Source organism: Pseudonocardia sp. 2-7, from assembly GCF_056341085.1.
Genome location: NZ_CP094507.1, coordinates 4,864,633 through 4,887,446, shown reverse-complemented (window position 1 = coordinate 4,887,446; position 22,814 = coordinate 4,864,633). Strand labels below are relative to the sequence as shown.

Here is a 22,814-nt window from a genome sequence, read left to right as displayed (position 1 = left end):
CAATGACAGGACCTGCCAACCCCTCAGGGCGGATCGCCTTCGTGGGCAGCGGACCGGGGGACCCGGCGCTGCTCACCGTGCGCGCCCGGGACGTGCTCGCCGGCTCGCCGCTGGTCATCACCGACCCGGACGTGCCGGAGGGCATCCTCGCCCTGGCCGCCGACGGCGCCGAGGTGCGCCCGGCCGTCGGCCAGCCCGCCGACATCGCGAGCGACCTGCTCACCGAGGCGGGCCAGGGCCGCTCGGTGGCCCGCCTGGTCTCCGGCGACCCGCTGACCAACGACGCCGTCGTCGCCGAGGCGATGGCCGTGTCCGCGTCGGGCACGCCGTTCGACGTCGTCCCCGGCGTCCCGTCCTCGACCGCGGTCCCGGCCTACGCCGGTGTCGCGCTCGGGTCGGCGCACGTCGAGGCCGACGTCCGCGCGGGCGTCGACTGGGCCGCACTGGCCGCGAGCCCGGGCCCGGTCGTGCTGCACGCGACGAGCGCGCTGCTCGGCGACGTCGCCGCCGGGCTGACCGCCCAGGGCGTCCCGGACGAGACGCCGGTCGCGATCACCGCGGGCGGCACCACCTCCACCCAGCGGACCATCTCGTCGTCGGTCGGGCGGATCGCCGCCGACGGCGGTGACCTCGAGGGCGCGCTCGTCCTGACCGTCGGCGAGGCCGCCGGTCGTCGCGGCGAGCTGTCCTGGTGGGAGTCGCGCGCGCTCTACGGCTGGCGGGTCCTGGTGCCGCGCACCAAGGACCAGGCCGGCGTGATGAGCGAGCGGCTGCGGATGCACGGCGCCATCCCGGAGGAGGTGCCGACGATCGCCGTCGAGCCGCCCCGGTCGCCCGCGCAGATGGAGCGCTCGGTCAAGGGTCTCGTCGACGGCCGCTACCAGTGGGTCGTGTTCACCTCGACCAACGCGGTCAAGGCCGTCTGGGAGAAGTTCGGCGAGTTCGGCCTCGACGCCCGCGCCTTCTCCGGTGTGAAGATCGCCTGCGTCGGCCGCTCGACCGCGGAGAAGGTCCGCGAGTTCGGTATCGAGCCCGAGCTCGTCCCGGACATCGACGAGGCCCAGTCCTCGACGTCCGAGGGTCTGCTGGACATCTTCCCGCCGCACGACGACGTGCTCGACCCGGTCGACCGGGTGCTGCTCCCGCGCGCCGACATCGCCACCGAGACGCTGTCGGCCGGGCTGCAGGAGCGCGGCTGGGAGGTCGACGACGTGACGGCGTACCGGACCGTCCGGGCCGCCCCGCCGCCCGCGCCGATCCGCGAGGCGATCAAGACCGGCGGCTTCGACGCGGTGTGCTTCACCTCGTCGTCGACCGTGCGGAACCTGGTCGGCATCGCCGGCAAGCCGCACGCCCGCACCCTGGTCGCCTGCATCGGCCCGGCCACCGCGGAGACGGCGCGCGAGTTCGGCCTGCGGGTCGACGTGCAGCCGGAGGAGGCCCGCGTCCCGACCCTGGTCGACGCGCTGGCCAGCCACACCGCGAAGCTGCGCGCCGAGGGCAACCTGCCGCCGCCGAAGAAGGTGAAGGCGCGCCGCCGCTGAGCGGAGCGAAGGGCGCATCGGCACCGCCGCTGAGCGGAGCGAAGGGCGCATCGGCACCGCCGCTGAGCGGAGCCGTCGAGCTGCTCCCGTCGGGCCCCGTACCGCCTCCCGAGGTGGTGCGGGGCCGACGTGTGTCCGGGGCGGTCGTAGCCTGGTCCGCATGGGTTTCCCGGCGCAGCGTCCCCGACGGTTGCGGACCACCCCCGCGATGCGGCGGCTGGTCTCCGAGACCGAGGTCCGTCCGCGGCAGCTGGTGCTGCCGATGTTCGTCCGTGAGGGCGCGACGGAGCCGGTCCCGATCGGGTCGATGCCGGGGGTCGTCCAGCACACCCGCGACTCGCTGCGCAAGGCGGTCGCGGAGGCGGCAGCCGCGGGCGTCGGCGGCGTGATGCTGTTCGGGGTCCCCGAGCACCACGACGCGACCGGCTCCGGCGCCGTCGACCCGGACGGGATCCTCAACGTCGGCCTGCGCGACGTGCGCTCCGAGGTCGGCGACGACCTGGTCGTCATGTCCGACCTGTGCCTCGACGAGTTCACCGACCACGGGCACTGCGGCGTGCTGGACGCCGACGGCGGCGTCGACAACGACGCGACCCTGGAGATCTACGCCCGGATGGGCGTGGAGCAGGCCCGCGCGGGCGCCCACCTGGTCGGCCCCAGCGGGATGATGGACGGCCAGGTCGGCGTCATCCGCACCGCGCTCGACGAGGCCGGGTTCACCGACACCGGCATCCTCGCCTACACCGTCAAGTACGCCTCGGCGTTCTACGGCCCGTTCCGCGAGGCGGTGAACTCGCAGCTCAGGGGCGACCGCAAGACCTACCAGCAGGACGGCGGCAACGCCCGCGAGGCGCTGCGCGAGCTGGCGCTCGACCTCGACGAGGGCGCCGACATGGTGATGGTCAAGCCCGCCCTGGCCTACCTGGACGTCCTGGCCCGGGTGGCCGACGTCGCCGACGTGCCCGTCGCGGCGTACCAGATCTCCGGTGAGTACGCGATGGTCGAGGCCGCCGTCGCCCGGGGCTGGCTCGAGCGCGAGCGGACCATCATGGAGACGCTGACCTCGATCCGCCGCGCCGGTGCGGACGTGATCCTGACCTACTGGGCCACCGAGGCCGCGACCTGGCTCGACCGGGGCTGACACCGCTCACCCGGGCGCGTCGCCGGCCGGACTCACCCGGCGCTGCTCGGCTGCCCGGCGCTGCTCGGCCGGTCGGCCCTCCACCCCGACGGGACGCAGCGCGGACGCTGGGCGGGTCGGCGGCACACCCATCGGAGGCGGCGTCCACGGAGACCGTTCGCACGGTGACGGGTTTCCGCGGGGAAGAGGGGCGCCGGGTGCCGACCCCCGGGGTCACCTGTCCGCGAATTCGCTTACCGGGTAAGCGAATTCGCCGCACTCCCTGTGCCTCGACGAGACCGGGGCGCGACGCCGCGTCCCGGTTCCGGAAGAACGGCAACGCAGGGCCCGGCGGGGGCCGGCCGGGTGCCGGATCCCGCCGGGCGGTGCCGGGCGATCGCTCCGTGAGGGGTGAATCGCGGCGCCGGGTACCGCCGAACGTGGCAAACCGGACACCGGCCCGGCTACCGTGGAGCTCGTGAGCAGCAACCCGGGACAGCACGACGCCCCGCAGTACTACCGGCCCGGGCCGTCGACGGGGCACTACCCGCAGTACCCGCAGAACCCGTACCCCCACGGCTGGCACGGCGGCGCCACACCGCCGCCTGCCCCGCAGCAGGCACCCGCCGCGCCCGCGCCACAGCCGGGCACCACCGCACAGCCGGGCACCACCGCACAGCCGGGCACCACCGCACAGCCGGGCGTCGCGCCGCAGCCGGGGCCCGGGCAGCAGGCCGGGCAGGGTCCGCAGTGGAACGCCGTGTCGGGCTGGGGGCCGCCCCCGGCGGGGCTCGGCAGCGGGCCGCAGGGACGTCCGGCCCGGCCGCGTCAGGTGGTCACCGCGCTGGTCGCACTGATCGCGGCGGCGCTGCCGTTCGTCGTCACGGGCATCGGGTCGCTGTTCGTGACGTTCAACGAGTCCCTGCTCAACGACGCCGGGATCCCCCGTGGAGAGTTCGATGCCGCGCTCGCCCAGTCCGGGCTGACGATGGCGCAGTTCGGGGACGCTGTGCGGATCCTGGGCGTGGTCTTCGTCGCGATGGCCGTGATCTGGATCGTGCTGGCGGTAGCGGCGTTCCTCGGCGCGTCCTGGGCGCGGGTCGTGCTGATCGTGCTGCTGGCGCTCTACGGTCTCCCGCTGCTCGCGATCATGGCGACCAGCGGACAGCCGGTGTTCGCGGTACTCGTGATCGGCATCGCGGCGGTGGGCGTCACGCTGCTGTTCGGGCGCCCGGCGAAGGAGTGGTACGCCACCCGCAAGCTCGGGGCCGCGAGCCGGTCCTGACACCGGCTGCGAGACTGGGGACGTGAGCACCGGAAGCGCAGGGACCGCCGTGAGCAACCCGGAACCCGAGGAGTCCGCCCGCCTGTTCGAGCGGGCGACCGAGCTGATCCCGGGCGGGGTGAACTCCCCGGTGCGGGCGTTCAACTCGGTCGGCGGCACCCCGCGGTTCATGGTCTCGGGTGAGGGCTGCCGCCTCACCGACGCCGACGGCGCCACCTACGTCGACCTCGTCTCCTCCTGGGGGCCGATGATCCTGGGGCACGCGCACCCGGCCGTCGTCGAGGCGGTGCGGTCGGCGGCGTCGCAGGGGCTGTCGTTCGGCACCCCCACCCCGGGCGAGATCGACCTCGCCGCCGAGATCGTCGACCGGACCCCGGTCGAGCAGGTCCGCCTGGTCAACTCGGGCACCGAGGCGACGATGAGCGCCATCCGGCTCGCCCGCGGGATCACCGGCCGCACGGTGATCGTGAAGTTCTCCGGCTGCTACCACGGCCACGTCGACGCGCTGCTCGCCGACGCCGGCTCCGGGATCGCCACCCTCGGCCTGCCGACCAGCCCGGGTGTCACCGGCGCCCAGGCCGCCGACACCGTGGTGCTGCCCTACAACGACCTCGACGCCGTCCGCCAGGTCTTCGAGCAGCGCGGCGCCGACATCGCCTGCGTGATCACCGAGGCCGCCGCGGGCAACATGGGCGTGGTGCCGCCGGTCGAGGGCTTCAACGCCGGGCTGCGCGACCTGTGCCACGCGCACGGCGCGCTGCTGGTGATCGACGAGGTGATGACCGGGTTCCGCGCGTCGCGGCAGGGCTGGTTCGGCTGCGACGGCGTCGCGGGCGACCTCTACACCTTCGGCAAGGTCATGTCCGGCGGGCTGCCCGCAGCCGCGTTCGGCGGGTCGGCGCAGCACATGTCGTACCTGGCCCCGGCCGGGCCGGTGTACCAGGCGGGCACGCTGGCCGGGAACCCCGTCGCCGTCGCCGCCGGGCTCACCACGCTGCGCCACGCCGACGACGCCGCCTACGCCACCCTGCAGTCCCACGCCGACCGGGTCGGCGCGCTGGTCACCTCGGCGCTGGAGCGGGAGGGCGTCGCGCACACCCTGCAGTACGCGGGCACGATGTTCTCGCCGTTCTTCACCGACACCCCGGTCACCGGCTACGCCGGGGCCAAGGCCGCCGAGACCTGGCGCTACCCGGCGTTCTTCCACGCGATGCTCGACCACGGCGTCTACCTGCCCCCGAGCGCCTTCGAGGGCTGGTTCGTCTCCACCGCGCTGGACGACGAGGCGTTCGAACGGATCGAGACCGGCCTGGCCGCCGCCGCGCGGGCCGCGGCCGCCGCCACCCGTCCGGACGGAGCCTGAGCATGGGTGACCGGACCAGCCCGCCCGCGTCGGGGCCGGTGACCGTGGTGCACGTGCTGCGCCACGGCGAGGTGCACAACCCCGAGGGCGTCCTCTACGGCCGCATCCCCGGCTACCACCTGTCCGACCACGGCCGGGCGCAGGCCAAGACCGTCGCCGCGTACCTCGACGGCAACGACGTCGCCGCCGTCGTCGCGTCGCCGCTGCAGCGCGCCCAGGAGACCGCCCGCCCGATCGCGGACGCCCACGGCGTCGACATCCACACCGAGGAGGGCCTGATCGAGTCCGGCAACCTCTTCGAGGGCAAGCGGTTCGGGGTCGGCGACGGCGCGCTCAAGCGCCCGCAGGTGTGGCGGCTGCTGCGCGACCCGTTCACCCCGTCCTGGGGCGAGCCGTACCTCGCGATCGCGCACCGGATGCTCGGCGCCGTGCACGCCGCGCGGGCGCTCGCACCCGGCCGCGAGGTCGTGTGCGTGTCCCACCAGCTGCCGATCTGGACGCTGCGCCGCTACCTCATGGGGCAGCGGCTCTGGCACGACCCGCGCCGCCGCCAGTGCGCGCTCGCCTCGCTGACCAGCATCGAGTTCACCGGCACCCGGATGACCGGGCTGCGCTACGCCGAGCCGGCCGGCCCGAGCGGCGCGATGGTGACCGGGGCATGAGACGCCTGCTGCCCGCCCTGCTCGGGCTGCTGCTGCTCGTCGCCGGCTGCGGCGTCGGCCGCGACGCCGCGGGCGGAGGACCCGGCCAGGACTTCCAGTTCGTCGCCCCGGGCGGCCAGGTGCGCATCACCTACGACCCGCCGGAGAGCCGTCAGCCGATCACCGACCTGCGCGGCGAGAGCCTGCTGCGCGAGGGCACCCAGGTCGGCATCGGCGACTTCCCCGACACGGTGCGGGTCATCAACATCTGGGGCTCCTGGTGCGGCCCGTGCCGGACCGAGGCCCCCGAGCTGCAGGCCGTGGCCGAGGCGGCCCGGGGCAAGGCCGTCGTCCTCGGGATCGACGTCCGCGACGACCGGCAGGCCGCCCTGGACTTCGTGACCGACCGCGGCATCACCTACGACTCGATCTACGACGCGCCCGGCCGCACCCTGGCCCGGCTCGACGGCTACCCGCGCAACGTCGTGCCCTCGACGATCGTGCTCGACCGCGACGCCCGGGTGGCCGCGGTGTTCCTGGTCCCGGTCGGGAGCTCGGACCTGCTGCCGCTCATCACCCGGCTCGCCGCCGAGCCGAGGTCCGGTTCGTCCCGCTGACCCCGGTGATCGCGCGGTCGCGCCCCGCCCGGTGAACTACACGCTGTAGAACCCGCCGCGCGGCACCCCGAGCAGGGCTTCTACCCTGGGGTGCGATGGACGCGACGACGACGCTGGCGATCTCGGGGCCGCTGCTGCTCGCAGTGCTGGTCTCGGTCGCCGCGGGGCTGGTGAGCTTCGCGTCGCCGTGTGTCGTCCCGCTGGTCCCCGGCTACCTCGCCTACCTCGCCGGGCTCGTCGGCGCGCAGTCCCCGCCGGTCACCCCTTCCGAGGCCACCGAGCGCGCCGCCGCCCGCCGGGGCGGGACCGCGGCCGCCCCCGAGGACGGCGTGCAGGACGGTGTCGCGGGTGCCGCCGCCGTGACCGCCGCGCCGGTCCGGGACGACGGCCGCTGGCGCGTCGCCGGGGCCGCGCTGCTGTTCGTCGGCGGGTTCACCGTCGTGTTCGGCGCGATCATGGTCGGCGTCGTGTGGCTGTCCGACGTCCTCATCGACAACGAGGCGCTGCTCCAGCGCATCGGCGGCGTCGTGATGATCGTGATGGGGCTGGCGTTCGCCGGGGCCGTCCCGGCGCTGCAGCGGGAGTACCGCTCGCACTGGACGCCGCGGCTCGGCCTCGCCGGCGCCCCGCTGCTGGGCGCGGTCTTCGGCCTGGGCTGGGTGCCCTGCATCGGGCCGACGCTGGCCGGGGTCGTCGCCGTCGCCGCCGGTACCGGGGGCGGCTCGGTGCGCGGGATCGTGCTGATCCTGGCCTACTGCGCCGGGCTCGGGATCCCGTTCGTGCTCATCGCGCTGGGCGCGACCCGGGCGGTGCGCGCACTGGGCTGGCTGCGCCGCCACACCCGGGCGGTGCAGATCGCCGGGGGAGTGCTGCTGGTCGGGGTCGGAGCGCTGCTGGTCTCCGGCCTGTGGTCCCAGTGGCTGGTCAGGCTGCAGGTGTCGATCGCCGGATTCACCCCGCCGATCTGATGAGCTCCCCGCCCGACGCCCCGCCGCAGCCGTCCGTGTCGACACCGGACGGCGTGCCCCCGTCGTCGCCGGGGCCCGGGCCGCTCTCCCGCGCGCTGGCGTTCCTGCGCAACACCTGGCGCGGGCTGACCAGCATGCGCACCGCGCTGGTCCTGCTGTTCCTCCTCGCGCTGGCCGCGATGCCTGGGGCCCTGCTGCCGCAGCGGTCGCTGAACGCGTTCCTCGTCGAGGACTTCTACCGCGACAACCCCGCCGTCGCGCCGGTGATCGACGCGGTCGGCGGGTTCGAGGTGTTCGCGAGCCCGTGGTTCGCCGCCATCTACCTGCTGCTGATGATCTCGCTGGTCGGCTGCGTGTTCCCGCGCACCGGCGAGTACCTGCGCTCGATCCGCCAGCCCCCGGTCATGACCCCGCGCAACCTGGCACGGCTGCCGCACCACGCCGAGGGCGACACGACCGCGGGCGTCGACGACGAGCTGGCCAGGGTGCGGCGGCTGCTGCGCGGCTGGCGCACCGTGGAGCGCACCGAGGACGACGGCTCCCGCACGATCTCGGCGGAGAAGGGGTTCCTGCGCGAGACCGGCAACCTCGTCTTCCACCTCAGCCTGATCGGCATCCTGCTCGGCCTGGCCGGCGGCAAGATGTACGGCTACGAGGGCGACGTCATCGTCCGCGCCGACGGCAGCGAGTTCTGCAACAGCTCCATCCTCGGCTACGACAGCTTCCGCGCCGGGCTGCGCGTCGACGGCACCGACCTCAACAACTTCTGCGTGAAGGTCGACCGGTTCGACGGCACCTGGCTGCCGAACGGCCAGCCGTCGACCTTCGGCGCCTCGGTCGGGTTCCAGACCGGGCAGGACGTCCGCGACGGCGTCAGCACCTGGCGCCCCGACGAGATCGCGGTCAACCACCCGCTGCGCACCGACGGCGACCGGGTCTACCTGACCGGCTACGGCTACGCACCGGAGTTCACGGTGACCTGGCCGGACGGGCAGAGCCGCACCGGTGAGGTGCAGTGGCGCCCGGTCGACCAGTCCGGCACCCAGCTGTCGGAGGGGGCGACGAAGTTCGAGCGCCCCGGCATCACCGACCCGGAGCAGCGGCGCACCACGCAGCTCGCCGTCACCGGGACGTTCGCACCGACCGGCGCGGTCGACCCCGAGGGCACGCTGGTGTCGGTGCACCCGGACCTGCGCTCGCCGACCGCCGACGTCGACGTGCTCCTCGGTGACCTCGGCATCGACGACGGCCGCGGCCAGTCGATCTTCAGCGTCGACCAGAGCAAGATCGACGACGGCGAGCTGCGCTCCGTCGCGACGGCGCGGCTCGGGATCGGCGACACCACACGGCTGCCGGACGGCACGGTCGTCCGGTTCGACGGTGTGACCCCGTGGGTGAACCTGCAGGTGGGCCACGACCCCGGCCAGTCCTGGGTGCTGGCCGCGGCGGTGCTGATGGTCGGCGGCCTCGCGCTGTCGCTGTCGGTCACGCGTCGCCGGTTCTGGGTGCGGGTGTCCCCGCGCGACGGCGGGGGCGGTCACATCGCCCTCGGTGGTCTGGCCCGGACCGACCGGGCAGGCTACGGCGAGGAGTTCGACCGGCTCGCGACCGAGCTGCTCGACCCGACGGACAAGAAGGACGGTTAACCCGAGATGCTCGTCGACCCGACCACCGCGATGTGGAGCGACCGCCTGTTCCAGGCGACGCTCGTCGTGCTGCTGCTGGCGCTGGTGTTCGCGTCGCTGGAGTACGCGGCCCGGCGCGTCGCGCGGGCCGCCGCCCGGCACGAGGAGCCCGCCCCGGTGGGGGCCGGGTCCACGGCGGTCGCGGCGCCCGAGGAGCCCCCGTCCGACGACGGCCGCCGCTCCCGTGCCGACCGCTACGGCCGGATCGGCATCTCGCTGATGGTGCTGGCGGCCCTGACCCACCTCGGGTCGATCGTGCTGCGCGGCTTCGCCGCCTACCGGTGGCCGCTGGGCAACATGTACGAGTTCACGTCGGCGCTGTGCCTGATGGCCGTCGGGGCGTGGCTGGTGCTCGTGCGCCGGCACCCGGGTCTGCGCCCGGCCGGGGTGTTCGTGCTGACGCCGGTCGTGCTGCTCATGTTCGTCACCGGCACCGTGCTCTACCTCGACGCGGCGCCGGTCGTCCCGGCCCTGCAGTCGTACTGGATCATCATCCACGTCACGACGATCACGCTGGCGTCGGGCCTGCTGCTCGTGCCCGGTGTGGCGAGCCTGCTGTTCCTGGTCAAGCGGAACGGGAAGCCGGCGTCGTGGGCCGCGAAGCTGCCGTCGGCGGAGTCGCTCGACCGGCTGGCGTACCGCGTGACGGTGCTCGCGTTCCCGCTCTACACCTTCGGCATCATCACCGGCGCGGTGTGGGCCGAGGCGGCCTGGGGCCGGTTCTGGGGCTGGGACCCGAAGGAGACCGTGGCCTTCGTCGCGTGGGTGCTCTACGCCGCCTACCTGCACGCCCGGGCCACCGCGGGGTGGAAGAACTCCGGCGCCGCGGCCTGGATCAACACGGCCGGCTTCGCCACGATCGTGTTCAACCTGTTCTTCATCAACATGGTGGTGGCCGGACTGCACTCGTACGCGGGGGTGTGAGGCGCCTCGACCACCGGGTTCCGCGCGGCTACCGTCGTTTCCCGTGAGTGAGAACGGTTCCGGCGAGCAGCCCGACGGTTCGGTGGGCCGCTACGTGCGGGAGCGCTGGGCCACGACGGAGTCCCCCGGCCGGTCCTTCGGACGGCGCAGGCGGACCGGCGGTGACGACGCTGCGGAGCCGGTCCCCGACGCCGGTGCCACGCCGCCGCGGACCCCGTCGGCCGCCGAACGCGCCGCGTCGGCGCCCGCCCCGGGCCGCGCGGCCGTCGGGACGCAGACCCCGCCGGCGGGCTCGGCGTGGGGCAGCGAGCTGCCCGAGATCGACGACGACCTGGTCGACGAGATCGACCCGTCCACCCCGCCGCACGGGATGGACCTGTCCGCCCTGCGCGAGACCCCGCGCCCGGCCTCCTCCGGCGCCGCGACCGTCGCCGACCCCGACGACGAGCCCGCCCCGGCCTCTGCGGGCGACCCCCGGCACCGCCGCGACGACGCCGCCCCGGACCCGGCCGTGCAGGACCACGGCCCCGACGACACCGGTCTCTACCGTGCCGCGGGCGCCGACCCCGAGCCGTGGTGGGCCGTGCCCGCCTCCGCGGTGCCCGACGACGACCCCGACGCGGACCTCATCTGGCGCGCCGACCGGTCCGCGGGCCGCGCGGCGGACGACACCGGCGACCGCGACACGACTCACGGGTACCCCCCGGACCGCGACACGCCCGCCGGGTACCCCCCGGACGGCGATGCGGCCCCGGGGCACTCCGCGGACGGTGACACCACGGCCCCCGGGCACCCGCCGGACGGCGGCGCCGCGGGCCCGGACCTCCCGGACCGCGCCACGGCCTCCCGGGACGAGTCCCCGGGCCGCACCGCGGCCGCCGGGTACGACTCCCCGGGCCGCACCGCGGCCGCCGGGTACGACGACGCGCCCGTGTCCGCCGATCCGCCGCACTCCGACCCCGCCGCTCCGGCGCCCACGGATCCTGCGGGTCCGGCGCACGCGGGGCACGGCGGCCGCGCGGTGCGGGACGGGTACCCGTCCTCCGCCGGTCCGGCCCCGGAACCGGCGCCGGGCGAGGGCTCCGGGAACACGGGGCCGGCACGGCCCGCCGAGACCGCCCGGCGCCCGGCGACCGCGCGGGAGGACGGGACCGCCGTCGCCGGGCCCTCCGCAACCGGCAGTGGCCCCGGCCGGGGGGCCCGGACCGGCACCCCCCGGACGGAGCGCTCCCGCGACGACCGGCGCCCCCGCCAGGGGGAACGTCCCTGGCGCGCCGCCTGGGACGACGAGTCCGCGGAGACCGGGCCCCAGCGCACCCTCACCCCGCCGCGCGGCCGCCCGCAGACGGGGGTGAAGCGGCCCCGCTGGACGGCCCCCGAGGCGATCGAGGCCCGGGCCGCGCAGCACCGCCGCGGCGACGAGCCGCACGGCGGGCTGGACCTCGCGCCCTCGCGCACGGGGCACGGCAGCGCGGGCCGTCCGCCGGCGAGCGGGTGGCGTCGCTGGGTCTACGTGCTCACCGGTGGCCTGGTGAACCCGGGGGAGAGCCCCGCGGAGCTGCACCGGCGCGACCTCGTGGCCCGCGCGAACCGGCCGCTGATCAGCTCGCACAAGATCGCGATGCTGAGCCTCAAGGGCGGGGTCGGGAAGACGACGGTCACCGCGACCCTCGGGGCCACGTTCGCGTCGCACCGTGGCGACCGGGTCGTGGCCGTCGACGCCAACCCCGACCGCGGCACGCTGAGCCAGAAGATCCCGCTGGAGACCACCGCGACCGTCCGCCACCTGCTGCGCGACGCCGACCGGGTCCGCCGCTACAGCGACGTCCGCGCCTACACCTCGCAGGGCGTGTCCCGGCTCGAGGTGCTCGCCAGCGAGCAGGACCCGGCGGTGTCGGAGGCGTTCAGCGAGGACGACTACCGGCGCGCGGTCGACCTGCTGGAGCACTTCTACAACCTGGTCCTGACCGACTGCGGCACCGGTCTGATGCACTCTGCGATGTACGGCGTGCTGGGGATGGCCGACCAGATCGTCGTCGTGTCGTCGGGCTCGATCGACGGCGCCCGCAGCGCCTCGGCGACCCTGGACTGGCTCGACGCCCACGGCTACGGGGCGCTGGTCCGCAACGCCGTCGTCGTCATCAACACCGTCTACCGGCGTGCCGGTGGCGGGGTGGACCTGGACCGCGTCGCCGAGCACTTCTCGGGACGGTGCCGGGCCGTGGTGAAGGTGCCATTCGACCCGCACCTGGAGGAGGGCGCGGAGATCGACCTGGAGCGCCTGGAGGAGACGACCCGGACGGCGTTGCTGGAGCTGGCGGCGGCCGTCGCCGACGGCTTCCCGGTCTGATCCCGGGCCGCGACGGCCCCCGTCGCCGACCCGGACGTGACCGGAGACACCGAAGGGCGGTCCGCCCGGTGGGTGGACCGCCCTTCGGTAAAGGCGTGTTGGGGGAGGTGCCGGCCGGCGCGACCCGCTCAGGGGCGCTCGGGCGGGTCCTCCTGGTTGCGCACCTTCTCGTCGAGCTCGCGCAGGAAGTCGGGGTCGTCGTCGGGGCCGGTCGCGCGCGGCTTCTCGGCCCGCTGGCCCGACGACCAGGGGAACTCCGCGCGTGGGATGCGGTCGGAGACCACCTGTTCGGACCGCAGGGTCCGCACGAGCAGCACCGCGACCACGGCCGCGCCGACGAGAAGGATCAGGAAGAACAACATCAGGCCACCTCCGCTGTCCAGCGTAGCGAAGGTGGCCTGACGTACGGGTGAAGTCGAGACCCTCACCCCATGTGTGCCCTCCGGATCAGCGGAGACCGGTGTTCGCCTCGCTGGTCAGGTCGGCCAGCAGGCCACGGACCTCGGACTCGCGGAACCGACGGTGGCCGCCCGGCGTACGGATCGAGCCGATCCGCCCGGCCGAGGCCCAGCGGGTCACGGTCTTGGGGTCGACGCGGAAGAGCGTGGCCACCTCGCCCGGGGTGAGGAGACGCTCGGGTGCCTGAGTCGGAGCTGCCATGGGGATCCTCCCGAAGTGCACGTGGAGTATGTGTCACGGTGCTCGCCGGAGGCATCCGGCCGGGTACCGCTCTCGGTTTCCGGGCCATCGTGACACCTCAGACCCCGGGTACTCGAACGGTGTTGTGTGAGTAAAGGGTTCTTAAAGGGCAAAGCCGGTGAACGCCTCGAACCGGACAGTCGGGGACGCCCGGGGAGGGACCGCCGCCCGGGCGGGTGGTCGCGATCCGGACGTCCGGGACGGGGGCGGGTGGAACCGGGCAGCCGTGATCCGGCCGGTCCGGCCCGTACCCTGGAGGCCATGACGTCTCCGACCCCGCCGCAGGCCGCGGCGCGGGAGCGCGCCGGTGAGCCCGGGCTGGCCACCACGGTGGCGCTCTACACGCTCGCGCGGCTCGGTCTGCTCGCCGTGCTGACGGTCGTCCTCGCGCTGATCGGCGTGCCGTGGCTCGTCGCGCTGCTCGTGGCGCTCGTCGTCGCACTGCCGCTGTCGATGGTGCTGTTCCGCGGGCTGCGGGAGCGGCTGGACCGGGCGATCGCCGCGTCGACGGCCCGCCGGTCGTCCGAGCGGGCGTCGCTGCGGGCCCAGCTGCGCGGCGACGTCGGCCCGCCGCCGTCGCCGGACACGCCCGCCGCGCCCGCGTCCCCGGGCGCCCCCGCCGCGCCGTCCGCGTCGTCGACCGTCGCGGCCCCGCCTCCCACGGCCGGTGCGGACGGCGCCGAGGTGCCGGCCGGGTCCGACCCGGTCCCGTCGGAGGGCGACGGCCCGACCCGCTGACGGTCCGGGCCCGGTCCGACGTGGGGCGGGGCGGATCGACCCGGGGCGCGTCGGCCGGGGGTGTGCGGCGGTGGCGCCGGGATCGGTCAGCCGAACGCGAACCCGACCGCCGCCGCGACGCCCCAGGCCAGCAGGAGCAGGCCGGTGTCCTTGAGGACCGGGATGAGCGCGGGGCCCTGTGCCCCGCCGAGCACGATCCGCACCGGCCGCACGGCGGCGGGCAGCGCGAGCAGCGCCACCAGCAGGCCCGGCCGGTCGAACGCGGCACCGACCGCGACGACGAACGGCACCAGCACCAGCGCGAGGTAGAGCATCCGGGTGCCGTGGTCCCCGAGCCGCACCGCGAGGGTCCGCTTGCCGACGACCCGGTCGCCCGGGATGTCCCGCAGGTTGTTCGCGACCAGCACCGCGCACGTCAGCAGCCCGACACCGGCCGCGGCCCCGACGGCGGCGGCGTCGACGCGCCCGGCCTGGGTCAGCATGGTGCCCAGGACCGCGACCGGGCCGAAGAACACGAACACCGCGACCTCGCCGAGCCCGGCGTAGCCGTAGGGCCGCGAGCCGCCGGTGTAGTACCAGGCGCCGACGATGCACAGTGCCCCGACGAGCAGCAGCCACCACTGGCCGGAGACCGCCGTGAGCACCAGCCCGGCGACGGCGGCGACCCCGAAGCAGGCGAACGCCGCGGCCTTCACCGTGGCCGGTTCGGCGGCCCGGGAGCCGACCAGACGCTGGGGGCCGACACGGTCGTCGTCGGTGCCGCGGATGCCGTCGGAGTAGTCGTTGGCGAAGTTCACCCCGATCACCAGCGCGACCGCCACCAGGAGGGCGAGCAGCGCGGAACCGGGGGCGAGGGCGCCCACGCCGAGCGCGGCGCCGGTCCCGACGAGGACGGGGGAGATCGCGGTGGGGAGGGTGCGCGGCCGCGCACCCTCGACCCACTCTGCCGTGGTGGCCACCCCGGCAACCTATCCCGCCGCGCCGCCGTCCGACGGAGCCGTCCCACGGCACGGCCACACCCCTGCGCCGGTCGCCACACCCGCGGCAACGGGTGTGCGGACCGGCGCAGGGGTGTGGCTGCCGGGCAGGACGGTCAGGAGGTGCCGGAGGGCGCCCGCTGGGCCGAGCCGGGGGTCACGCGGGCGGCCTGGTTGTCGCCGCTGGGGACGCCGGTCGCGGGTGTGGTCGCGGTGGTGGACCCGGGTGAGGGGGTGCCCGCCGTGGCCCCGCCGGCGGCCGGTGCCCCGGCTCCCGGCCCCGTCGCCGCGGACGGTGCGGACGGCGTCGAGGAGGACGGTGCCGGCGCGGACGGGGTGGCACCGGACGGTGCGGCGGGGACGGCCGGTACCGGAGCCGGCGAGCCGCCGGCCGCGGCGGAGGCGTCGGGCACCGCGGGAGCCGCGGAGGTGTCGGGCGCCGGGGGAGTTGCGGGAGTGCCGGGTGCCGGGGGAGCCGCGGGAGTGCCGGGGGCCGACGGAGCGGGGGCGGCGTCGGGCGCGGTGGGTGCAGCGGGCGAGGGTGCGGCGGGTGCGGACGGTGCCGCCGCGTCGCAGGCCGGGACGTCGCCCGGCAGCCCGGTGAACGCCGTCGCCGGGAGGTACTGGCCGTCGCCGATCCGGACGAACGCGCCGGAGGTGCACTGCACCGGCACCTCGGTGGCGTCGACGGCGATCCCGACCGACTCCGCGCCCGCCTCGGGCCGGGCGAGGATCTGGATGTCCGGGGTGCCCTCGGTGCGGATCGCGGACAGCCGCTGCGACCCGGTCCACAGGTAGTCGACCTGGACCTGGGAGTTGTCCTTCAGGCCGAGGACGTCCCAGAAGATGCCGTCGCCCAGGTCGATGCCCGCCGGGTTGGCGACCCGGCGCCCGAACTGGTCCTTGCCGCCGTTGTGCCCGTTGCGCGCGGCCGCGGCCTGCGGCACGCCCTGGGGCAGGTCCTTCCACATCTCCCGCTGGTTCGACGGGTTCCAGTAGTCGTCCTTGGTGTTCCACGGGCCGATGTCCCAGACCGGGGCGATCGCGCAGCGTCCGTTGGGGGCGCAGACCTTGACCGAGTAGTCGGTCTTGCCGTTGGCCGAGAGTGCCCGGCGTGAGGGCAGCGCGACGAAGCGGTCCCGGTCGACGATCTTGTGGCCGTTCGCGGTGGTGCCGCCGACGAGCCCCTCGCGGGTGGCGAACACCGAGTAGCTGCGCGGAGCGGCCTCGGTGACCGGCTCGCTCTCGGCGCCGGAGCCGGGCGTCGCGGTGAGGGTGAGCTCCCGGACGGTCGGGTCGGCCGCCCCGGTGGCGGTGAGGACCAGGCGTCCCTGCACCTCGGTGACGGCCTCCGGCAGCTCGGTGCGGGAGTCCTGGGCGGGGATCCACTCGGTCCACCCACCGCCCGCCCGCTTCCCGCGGACGTCGACCGACGCCGTCGAGCCGGGCGGGGTGTCCGCGACGAGCCGGGAGTCGACCTCCCGGGTCGGGGTGTCCAGGGTGCGCGGCGCGAGGGTCAGCAGCCCGGTCGGGACCACCTCGGCCGGGTCCGCGGAGGACTCCGTGTCCCCCTCGTCGGCCGGGGCACCGAAGGCCGTCGACCGGTCGAACCGGGCCCCGTCGGGCGAGACGACGACACCGTTGCCGGTGCCCTCGCTCAGCTCCGGCTGCCACGTCGTGCCCGGCTCGTCGGCCATCGCCGGGACCGTGGCGGCGGCACAGAGCGCGCCGGTCGCGGCGAGCAGACCGATGGCCCGCAGCCCGGCCCGCGTGATGCTGCGCATGGACAACCCCCGCTGATCGCTGTGACTCGTGTGACGACGGGGAGCCCTGTGATGGGTGAGGGCTCTGTGTCGCCAGTGGTCGAAGCACACTCGATCTCAGGGGTGCGCGCAACGCACGCTGCGTGAACCAACTCCAAGGTGTGTACACGGATCGGGTGGTGGAGACCGTGACGCAACGCCGTGATCCGACTGCCCACCGTGACCGACAACTCCGCTGGGTGAGCGGTCAGGTGCGGCGCGCCCCCGCCAGGATCTCCGCGACGGCGGTGCGGTCGGGCTTGCCGATCCCGCGCTCGGGCACGGTGTCGGCCCGCAGCAGCAGCCGCGGCACGGCGGCCCGGCCGCACGCCGCGCGGACCGCGGCACACAGAGCGTGATCGTCCGGTGCGGCCCCGGAGGGCACCACGAGCGCGGCCACGATCTGGCCCCACTCGTCGTCGGGGAGGCCGACGACGCACGCCGCGCGGACGCCGTCGACCGCCAGGAGCGCCCGCTCCACCGCGGCCGGTGCGACCTTCTCGCCCCCGGTGTTGACGACGTCGTCGACCCGGCCCAGGACGGTCAGCGTCCCGTCCGGGGCGAGCGCGCCGAGGTCCCCGGTCCGGAACCGGCGGACGCCCCCGTCGGACACGAAGGCCTCCGCGGTCGCCTCCGGCGCCCCCAGGTACCCGCCGGCGACGACCGGCCCGCCGAGCACCACCCGTCCGTCGGCCGGGTCGAGGGTGACCTCGACGCCGTCGAGCGGGACGCCGTCGTAGACGCAGCCGCCGCAGGTCTCGCTCATCCCGTAGGTGGTGACCACCCGGATCCCCCCGGCGAGCGCGCGCCCGCGCAGCCGCGGGTCCAGTGCGGCCCCGCCGACGAGCACGGCGTCGTACCCGGCCAGGGCGTACAGCGGGGCACCGCCGTGGTCCAGGATCCGCGCCAGCTGGGTCGGGACGAGGCTGGTGTAGCGACGGGTGCCGTGCGCCATCCGCCCGGTGGCGCGGGCCAGGCCGTCGGGCCGGAAGCCGTCGCGGACGTCCTGGACCACGCAGGCCGTGTCTGCGAGCAGGGCGCGCAGCACCACCTGGACCCCGGCGACGTGCTCGGCGGGCAGCGTGAGCAGCCACGACCCCGGGCCGCCGAGCCGGGCGTGCGTCGCCGCGGCCGAGGCCCGCAGCGCGTCCGCGGTGAGCGCGACGTACTTGGGCTCCCCGGTCGACCCCGAGGTGGCGACGACGGCGGCGAGCCCGTCGGGCAGCTCCCCGGCCGCGGCGGCCCGCGCCACCGGCCCGGGCAGCGCACCCGGTCCGGCGGTGTCCGGCCCGGCGTCGCCCGGCGCCGCGGCACCCGGACCCGGGCCCGGCTCGGCCCGGACGGGCAGCACCGCGGGACCCGTGCCGTCCACGGCGGCCCGCAGCGCGGCCGCCAGCCGGGTCACCGACTCCGCGGAGCCGTCCACCGGAAGTGCACGCACAGTCATGCTGTCAACCCTGTCTGTCGTGACGCACGCAACCGGGAGCGGCGTCCGAACGGCGTCTTTCATCAGATTCGGGGAACGGTGTAAGGCAGGTGCAACGCGGGGGGCCTTCCACCCGACTCAGGGGGTGAGAGCGGCGGCGCACCCGCCCGCCGGTCACGGGTTCGAAGGAGCTCACCATGCCGTACACCGCCACCGCCGACGCGTCCCCGACCGGCAGCCCGCGCTCGCTGCGCTGCCGCCGGCCCGCCGGCTCCGGGCACCGTGCGGTCGCCGGCGAGCTCGCGGCCCTGGCCTTCGACGTGCCGTCCGGCCCGGTGACCCCGGCCCCGGCGCCGCAGCGCCCGGCGGTCGCCGTCCCGCAGCAGAGCGGCCCGCGGGCCGTCGTCGCGGCGCGGCCGGTCCCCGTGCCCCGGCCGCGCCCCGCCGCGGAGTGACGACCTAGTAGTGCCAGGGGAACGGCGACCAGTCCGGGTCCCGCTTCTCCAGGAACGAGTCCCGGCCCTCCACCGCCTCGTCGGTCATGTAGGCCAGCCGGGTCGCCTCACCGGCGAAGAGCTGCTGGCCGACCAGGCCGTCGTCGGCGAGGTTGAAGGCGTACTTCAGCATCCGCTGGGCCTGCGGTGACTTGCCGTTGATCTCCGTCGCCCACTGCAGGGCCTCGGTCTCCAGGTCCGCGTGGTCGACCACCGCGTTGACCGCGCCCATGTGGTGCATCTGCTCGGCGCTGTAGGTCCGGCCGAGGAAGAAGATCTCCCGGGCGAACTTCTGGCCCACCTGGCGGGCCAGGTAGGCCGAGCCGTAGCCGCCGTCGAACGAGCCGACGTCGGCGTCGGTCTGCTTGAAGCGGGCGTGCTCGCGGGAGGCGATCGTGAGGTCGGCGACGGCGTGCAGCGAGTGCCCGCCACCGGCGGCCCAGCCGTTCACCACGGCGATGACGACCTTCGGCATGAACCGGATCAGCCGCTGGCACTCCAGGATGTGCAGCCGCCCGGCCCGGCCCTGCTCGACGGTCTCCGCGGTGTCCCCGGAGGCGTACTGGTAGCCGGTGCGGCCACGGATGCGCTGGTCGCCGCCGGAGCAGAAGGCGCGCTTGCCGTCCTTCGGGGAGGGGCCGTTCCCGGTCAGCAGCACCGCGCCCACGTCGGCGCTGGTCCGGGCGTGCTCCAGGGCGCGGTAGAGCTCGTCGACGGTGCCCGGCCGGAACGCGTTGAGGACCTCGGGACGGTCGAACGCGATCCGCACGGCCCCGGTGGCGCGGGCGCGGTGGTAGGTGATGTCGCGGAAGTCGAACCCGTCGACCGGCGTCCAGGCGTCCGGGTCGAAGGTCTCGGAGACGGTCATGGCCGAACCCTAAGGACTCACTCCGCGACGAGCGGCGCCAGCCGCCGGGCCACGGCCAGTGCGGGGCCCGGGCCGGGCCACCCGGTGCCGCCGTCGGCGTCCCACACCTCGGACAGCACGCACACCGCGAACCCCCACGCGACGGCGCGGTCCGACGCGGCCGGCCGGCCGGCCCCGGCCGCGCCCCAGGTGCGCGCCACGGTGTCGGCGAGCTCGTCACGGGGCATCCACGCAGCGTGCCGAGGCGATCCGGATCACCGCAACCGCGCTCCCGTCGACGGGAGGGGCCCGGGGACCGCGGGGTAGCGTCATCTCCCAGCCCGGGGCCGTCGCAGGTGCCGGAGTCTGCGCCGAGAGGAGCCCCGTGACCACCGACAGCGCCGCGCGTCCCACCACCGCGAGGAGCGAAGGCGGATCGCGTTCGACCACCGCGTACCGCGCCCTGGAGAACGATCTGCGTGCCGCCATCGGCGGTGAGGTCCGGTTCGACGCGGGCAGCCGCGCGATGTGGTCGGCGGACGCCTCGAACTACCGGGGCGTCCCGATCGGCGTGATCTGCCCGCGCGACGCCGCCGACGTCGAGGCCGCCGTCGCCGTGTGCCGCACCCACGACGTGCCGGTGCTGCCGGTCGGGTCGCGCACCTCCATCGCGGGCCAGGCCGTCAACACCGCGGTCGCGATGGACTTCCGCACGCACATGGACGCGATCCTGTCCGTGGACCCCGACGCCCGGACCGCGACCGTGCAGCCCGGCGCCGTCTGCGACGCCGTGCGCGACGCCGGCAAGCCGCACGGCCTGACGTTCGGCCCGGACCCGTCGACGCACAACCGCTGCTCGATCGGCGGGATGATCGGCAACAACGCCTGCGGCTCGCACTCGGTGGCCTGGGGCAAGACCGTCGACAACGTCGCATCGCTGGAGGTCCTCACCTACCGCGGCGAGCGGCTCGTGCTGGGCGGCGACGGCACCGAGACCGGCGCGATCCCGGACGCGCTGCGTGCGCTGGGCGCGCGGGTCGCCGACGACGTCGAGAAGCACGTGCCCGAGCTGACCCGGCGGGTGTCGGGCTACAACCTCGACCAGCTCGTCCCGGGCAACGTGAACCTCGCGAAGGCGCTGGTCGGCACCGAGGGCACCTGCGCGACGATCCTGTCCGCGACCGTCGACCTCGTCGAGTCCCCGCCCGCACGGGCGCTGGCCGTGCTCGGCTTCCCCGACGCCTACCACGCCGCGGACAACGTGATGATCGTCCGCGAGCACTCGCCGCTGACGATCGAGGGCATGGACGCCGGGCTGATCGCCTCGCTGCGCGCCCTGCGCCCGAACGAGACGACGAGCCGGATGCTCCCCGAGGGCAAGGGCTGGCTCTACGTCGAGACCGGCGGGGCCACCCGCGCCGAGGCCGAGGCGGCCGCGCAGGCCGTCGCCGACGCCATGAAGGCCTACACGACCGGTGCGGTCGTCGTCGGCGAGCCGGCCCGGATGGCCGCGCTGTGGAAGATCCGCGAGGAGGGCGCGGGCCTGCTGACCCGCTCGCCCGAGGGCGGCGAGGCCTGGCCCGGCTGGGAGGACGCCGCCGTCCCGCCCGAGCGCTTCGGCGCCTACCTGCGCGAGTTCGACAAGGTGCTGGAGGACCACGGCCGCAAGGGCATCTACTACGGCCACTTCGGCGACGGCTGCCTGCACGTCCGGATCGACTTCGACCTGCTCACCAAGCCCGGCGTGCAGAACTTCCGGGACTTCATGACCGCGGCCGCGGACCTCGTCGTCGCGCACGGCGGATCGCTGTCCGGTGAGCACGGCGACGGCCAGGCCCGCGCCGAGCTGCTCCCGCGGATGTACCCGCCGCAGATCATCTCCGCGTTCGAGGACTTCAAGGGGATCTGGGACCCGGACGACCGGATGAACCCCGGCCGCGTCGTGCGCCCGGCGACGATGGACGAGAACCTGCGCGTCCAGCTCGGCATGCCGACCATGCCCGACGAGCCGAAGCTGGCCTTCGGCCACGACCGCGGCTCCTTCCACCGGGCCACCCGCCGCTGCCTGGGCGTCGGCAAGTGCGCCGTCGACACCGGATCGGGCGTCATGTGCCCCAGCTGGAACGTGACCAAGGAGGAGAAGCACTCCACCCGCGGACGCGCCCGGCTGCTGTTCGAGATGGCGAACGGCGAGATCATCACCGACGGCTGGCAGTCCGACGAGGTCGCCGAGTCCCTCGACCTGTGCCTGTCCTGCAAGGGCTGCAAGTCCGACTGCCCGGTCGGGGTGGACATGGCCTCGTACAAGACCGAGTTCCTCGCGAACCGCTACCACCGGAAGCTGCGCCCCCGCGCGCACTACTCGATGGGCGCGCTCCCGCGCTGGCTGCGCGCGGTCGGGGTGCTGCCCGCCGCCGCCGTCGACGGGCTGAACCGGCTCGCGCAGGTGCCGCTGCTGGCGAAGGTCGCGAAGAAGGCGGGCGGTATCGACGCCCGTCGCGCCATCCCGCCGATCGCCCGGGAGACCTACACCGCCCGTGCCGCCCGCGGGCTGCCGATGTCGACGGTGCCGGACCTCGGCGTCGCACCCGGCAGCCGCGGCCCGCTGCTGCTGTGGACCGACACCTTCACCGACCACTTCGACCCGGAGATCGCGGCCGACGCCGTCGCGGTCCTCACCGGGCTCGGGTACCGGGTCGAGCTGCCCCCGAAGAACGTGTGCTGCGGCCTGACCTGGACCTCCACCGGCCAGGTCACCGCGGCCCGCCGGGTGCTGGCGCGCAGCCTGCGCGCGATCGGCCCGGCGCTCGACGCCGGCATCCCGGTCGTCGGGCTGGAGCCGTCCTGCACCGCTGCGCTGCGCAGCGACGCCGCGGAGCTGCTGCCCGACGACCCGCGGGTGCCGCTGCTGGCGCGGCAGGTGTCGACCTTCGCCGAGCTCCTGGCCCGGCACGCCGACGAGCTGTCGGCCGTCGCGGGGACCGGGAACGGTGCCGCGCTGGTGCAGATCCACTGCCACCAGCACGCCGAACTGGGCTCCGAGCCCGACCGCGCGGTGCTCGCCGCGCTCGGCGTCGACGCCACCGTGCTCGACTCCGGCTGCTGCGGCCTGGCCGGCAACTTCGGGTTCGAGGACGGCCACTACGACGTGTCGATGGCGTGCGCCGAGCGGGCCCTGCTGCCCGCGCTGCGCGCCGCCGACGAGTCCGTGGACCTGCTCGCCGACGGCTACTCCTGCCGCACCCAGGTCCGCCAGGCCGGGGAACGGGAACCGGTGCACCTGGCCCAGATCGCCTACCGCGCCCTGCGAGGGTGATCGCCGGCGGCGAGGGGT

Annotated in this window: 20 protein-coding genes; 13 read left to right on the top strand and 7 right to left on the bottom strand. The window is 75.2% G+C overall.

Annotated features, from left to right (window positions below):
• Window positions 1-2 precede the first annotated feature (2 nt).
• The 10 genes from MTO91_RS23500 to MTO91_RS23455 all read left to right on the top strand — a co-directional run bounded on the left by MTO91_RS23500 (window position 3) and on the right by MTO91_RS23455 (window position 12,497).
• Window positions 3-1,544 carry a bifunctional uroporphyrinogen-III C-methyltransferase/uroporphyrinogen-III synthase gene (locus MTO91_RS23500; RefSeq protein ID WP_062398038.1) on the top strand — a complete coding sequence of 514 codons (1,542 nt, stop codon included), beginning with the start codon at window positions 3-5 and terminating at the stop codon, window positions 1,542-1,544.
• Between the two features lie 160 nt (window positions 1,545-1,704).
• A complete protein-coding gene (gene hemB / locus MTO91_RS23495) occupies window positions 1,705-2,685 on the top strand; it encodes a porphobilinogen synthase (protein ID WP_476652753.1) in 981 nt (326 codons plus the stop codon).
• 457 nt (window positions 2,686-3,142) lie between these two features.
• Entirely contained in the window at window positions 3,143-3,949 is an 807-nt protein-coding gene (locus MTO91_RS23490; protein WP_476652752.1) for a hypothetical protein, read from the top strand.
• 22 nt (window positions 3,950-3,971) lie between these two features.
• Window positions 3,972-5,312, top strand: coding sequence for a glutamate-1-semialdehyde 2,1-aminomutase (hemL, locus tag MTO91_RS23485; protein ID WP_405414829.1), 1,341 nt, complete (start codon window positions 3,972-3,974; stop codon window positions 5,310-5,312).
• Window positions 5,313-5,314: 2 nt separating this feature from the next.
• Window positions 5,315-5,974 (top strand): histidine phosphatase family protein, encoded by a 660-nt coding sequence (locus MTO91_RS23480; RefSeq protein WP_178375916.1) that lies wholly within the window; start codon window positions 5,315-5,317, stop codon window positions 5,972-5,974.
• Window positions 5,971-6,570, top strand: coding sequence for a TlpA family protein disulfide reductase (locus tag MTO91_RS23475; RefSeq protein ID WP_062398027.1), 600 nt, complete (start codon window positions 5,971-5,973; stop codon window positions 6,568-6,570). The genes MTO91_RS23480 and MTO91_RS23475 overlap by 4 nt, the downstream gene beginning before the upstream one ends.
• 95 nt (window positions 6,571-6,665) lie before the next feature.
• Window positions 6,666-7,538 carry a cytochrome c biogenesis CcdA family protein gene (locus MTO91_RS23470; RefSeq protein WP_476652750.1) on the top strand — a complete coding sequence of 291 codons (873 nt, stop codon included), beginning with the start codon at window positions 6,666-6,668 and terminating at the stop codon, window positions 7,536-7,538.
• A complete protein-coding gene (gene resB / locus MTO91_RS23465) occupies window positions 7,538-9,184 on the top strand; it encodes a cytochrome c biogenesis protein ResB (protein ID WP_405414834.1) in 1,647 nt (548 codons plus the stop codon). Before MTO91_RS23470 ends, resB begins: the two co-directional genes overlap by 1 nt.
• A 6-nt stretch (window positions 9,185-9,190) precedes the next feature.
• Complete coding sequence (gene ccsB / locus MTO91_RS23460; protein ID WP_100878773.1) at window positions 9,191-10,147, top strand: c-type cytochrome biogenesis protein CcsB; 957 nt, start codon at window positions 9,191-9,193, stop codon at window positions 10,145-10,147.
• A 43-nt stretch (window positions 10,148-10,190) separates the two neighbouring features.
• Window positions 10,191-12,497, top strand: a complete 2,307-nt coding sequence (locus tag MTO91_RS23455) for a nucleotide-binding protein (protein WP_476652748.1) — start codon at window positions 10,191-10,193, stop codon at window positions 12,495-12,497.
• Between the two features lie 128 nt (window positions 12,498-12,625).
• Here MTO91_RS23455 and MTO91_RS23450 read toward each other — a convergent pair whose 3' ends face one another.
• Together MTO91_RS23450 and MTO91_RS23445 are read right to left on the bottom strand one after the other, a co-directional pair.
• Complete coding sequence (locus MTO91_RS23450) at window positions 12,626-12,859, bottom strand: hypothetical protein (protein ID WP_062398018.1); 234 nt, start codon at window positions 12,857-12,859, stop codon at window positions 12,626-12,628.
• Window positions 12,860-12,944: 85 nt separating this feature from the next.
• The gene (locus tag MTO91_RS23445; protein ID WP_073576557.1) at window positions 12,945-13,157 is read right to left on the bottom strand and encodes a BldC family transcriptional regulator; all 213 of its coding nucleotides are present in this window, start codon (window positions 13,155-13,157) and stop codon (window positions 12,945-12,947) included.
• Between the two features lie 300 nt (window positions 13,158-13,457).
• Between MTO91_RS23445 and MTO91_RS23440 the strand changes: the two genes are divergently transcribed.
• Complete coding sequence (locus MTO91_RS23440; RefSeq protein ID WP_476652746.1) at window positions 13,458-13,934, top strand: DUF4229 domain-containing protein; 477 nt, start codon at window positions 13,458-13,460, stop codon at window positions 13,932-13,934.
• 86 nt (window positions 13,935-14,020) lie between these two features.
• Here MTO91_RS23440 and MTO91_RS23435 read toward each other — a convergent pair whose 3' ends face one another.
• The 3 genes from MTO91_RS23435 to menE form a co-directional block, all read right to left on the bottom strand.
• Window positions 14,021-14,893 (bottom strand): 1,4-dihydroxy-2-naphthoate polyprenyltransferase, encoded by an 873-nt coding sequence (locus tag MTO91_RS23435; RefSeq protein ID WP_476652744.1) that lies wholly within the window; start codon window positions 14,891-14,893, stop codon window positions 14,021-14,023.
• 134 nt (window positions 14,894-15,027) lie between these two features.
• Window positions 15,028-16,695 carry a hypothetical protein gene (locus tag MTO91_RS23430; RefSeq protein WP_476652742.1) on the bottom strand — a complete coding sequence of 556 codons (1,668 nt, stop codon included), beginning with the start codon at window positions 16,693-16,695 and terminating at the stop codon, window positions 15,028-15,030.
• 226 nt (window positions 16,696-16,921) lie between these two features.
• The gene (menE, locus tag MTO91_RS23425; RefSeq protein WP_476652740.1) at window positions 16,922-18,160 is read right to left on the bottom strand and encodes an o-succinylbenzoate--CoA ligase; all 1,239 of its coding nucleotides are present in this window, start codon (window positions 18,158-18,160) and stop codon (window positions 16,922-16,924) included.
• A gap of 176 nt (window positions 18,161-18,336) precedes the next feature.
• On the opposite strand from menE, the gene MTO91_RS23420 reads away from it, so the two are divergent.
• Window positions 18,337-18,594 (top strand): hypothetical protein, encoded by a 258-nt coding sequence (locus tag MTO91_RS23420; RefSeq protein ID WP_251786733.1) that lies wholly within the window; start codon window positions 18,337-18,339, stop codon window positions 18,592-18,594.
• Window positions 18,595-18,598: 4 nt separating this feature from the next.
• Here the strand turns inward: MTO91_RS23420 and MTO91_RS23415 are convergent, their stop codons facing one another.
• Both MTO91_RS23415 and MTO91_RS23410 read right to left on the bottom strand, forming a co-directional pair.
• On the bottom strand, window positions 18,599-19,501 hold the full coding sequence (locus MTO91_RS23415; protein WP_073576551.1) for a 1,4-dihydroxy-2-naphthoyl-CoA synthase: 903 nt from the start codon (window positions 19,499-19,501) through the stop codon (window positions 18,599-18,601).
• A gap of 17 nt (window positions 19,502-19,518) precedes the next feature.
• Window positions 19,519-19,728 carry a hypothetical protein gene (locus MTO91_RS23410; protein ID WP_476652738.1) on the bottom strand — a complete coding sequence of 70 codons (210 nt, stop codon included), beginning with the start codon at window positions 19,726-19,728 and terminating at the stop codon, window positions 19,519-19,521.
• Between the two features lie 137 nt (window positions 19,729-19,865).
• On the opposite strand from MTO91_RS23410, the gene MTO91_RS23405 reads away from it, so the two are divergent.
• On the top strand, window positions 19,866-22,796 hold the full coding sequence (locus MTO91_RS23405) for an FAD-binding and (Fe-S)-binding domain-containing protein (protein WP_476652736.1): 2,931 nt from the start codon (window positions 19,866-19,868) through the stop codon (window positions 22,794-22,796).
• The last annotated feature ends 18 nt before the right edge of the window (window positions 22,797-22,814 follow it).

What these genes read in the sequence shown, in the direction of transcription:
- MTO91_RS23415 (WP_073576551.1), bottom strand. Translation starts at nt 19,501, where the DNA reads ATGACCGTCTCCGAGACCTTCGACCCGGACGCCTGGACGCCGGTCGAC.
- MTO91_RS23450 (WP_062398018.1), bottom strand. Translation starts at nt 12,859, where the DNA reads ATGTTGTTCTTCCTGATCCTTCTCGTCGGCGCGGCCGTGGTCGCGGTG.
- MTO91_RS23500 (WP_062398038.1), top strand. Translation starts at nt 3, where the DNA reads ATGACAGGACCTGCCAACCCCTCAGGGCGGATCGCCTTCGTGGGCAGC.
- menE (WP_476652740.1), bottom strand. Translation starts at nt 18,160, where the DNA reads ATGACTGTGCGTGCACTTCCGGTGGACGGCTCCGCGGAGTCGGTGACC.
- MTO91_RS23475 (WP_062398027.1), top strand. Translation starts at nt 5,971, where the DNA reads ATGAGACGCCTGCTGCCCGCCCTGCTCGGGCTGCTGCTGCTCGTCGCC.
- hemB (WP_476652753.1), top strand. Translation starts at nt 1,705, where the DNA reads ATGGGTTTCCCGGCGCAGCGTCCCCGACGGTTGCGGACCACCCCCGCG.
- MTO91_RS23445 (WP_073576557.1), bottom strand. Translation starts at nt 13,157, where the DNA reads ATGGCAGCTCCGACTCAGGCACCCGAGCGTCTCCTCACCCCGGGCGAG.
- MTO91_RS23410 (WP_476652738.1), bottom strand. Translation starts at nt 19,728, where the DNA reads ATGCCCCGTGACGAGCTCGCCGACACCGTGGCGCGCACCTGGGGCGCG.
- resB (WP_405414834.1), top strand. Translation starts at nt 7,538, where the DNA reads ATGAGCTCCCCGCCCGACGCCCCGCCGCAGCCGTCCGTGTCGACACCG.
- ccsB (WP_100878773.1), top strand. Translation starts at nt 9,191, where the DNA reads ATGCTCGTCGACCCGACCACCGCGATGTGGAGCGACCGCCTGTTCCAG.
- MTO91_RS23470 (WP_476652750.1), top strand. Translation starts at nt 6,666, where the DNA reads ATGGACGCGACGACGACGCTGGCGATCTCGGGGCCGCTGCTGCTCGCA.
- MTO91_RS23430 (WP_476652742.1), bottom strand. Translation starts at nt 16,695, where the DNA reads ATGCGCAGCATCACGCGGGCCGGGCTGCGGGCCATCGGTCTGCTCGCC.
- MTO91_RS23480 (WP_178375916.1), top strand. Translation starts at nt 5,315, where the DNA reads ATGGGTGACCGGACCAGCCCGCCCGCGTCGGGGCCGGTGACCGTGGTG.
- MTO91_RS23440 (WP_476652746.1), top strand. Translation starts at nt 13,458, where the DNA reads ATGACGTCTCCGACCCCGCCGCAGGCCGCGGCGCGGGAGCGCGCCGGT.
- MTO91_RS23420 (WP_251786733.1), top strand. Translation starts at nt 18,337, where the DNA reads ATGCCGTACACCGCCACCGCCGACGCGTCCCCGACCGGCAGCCCGCGC.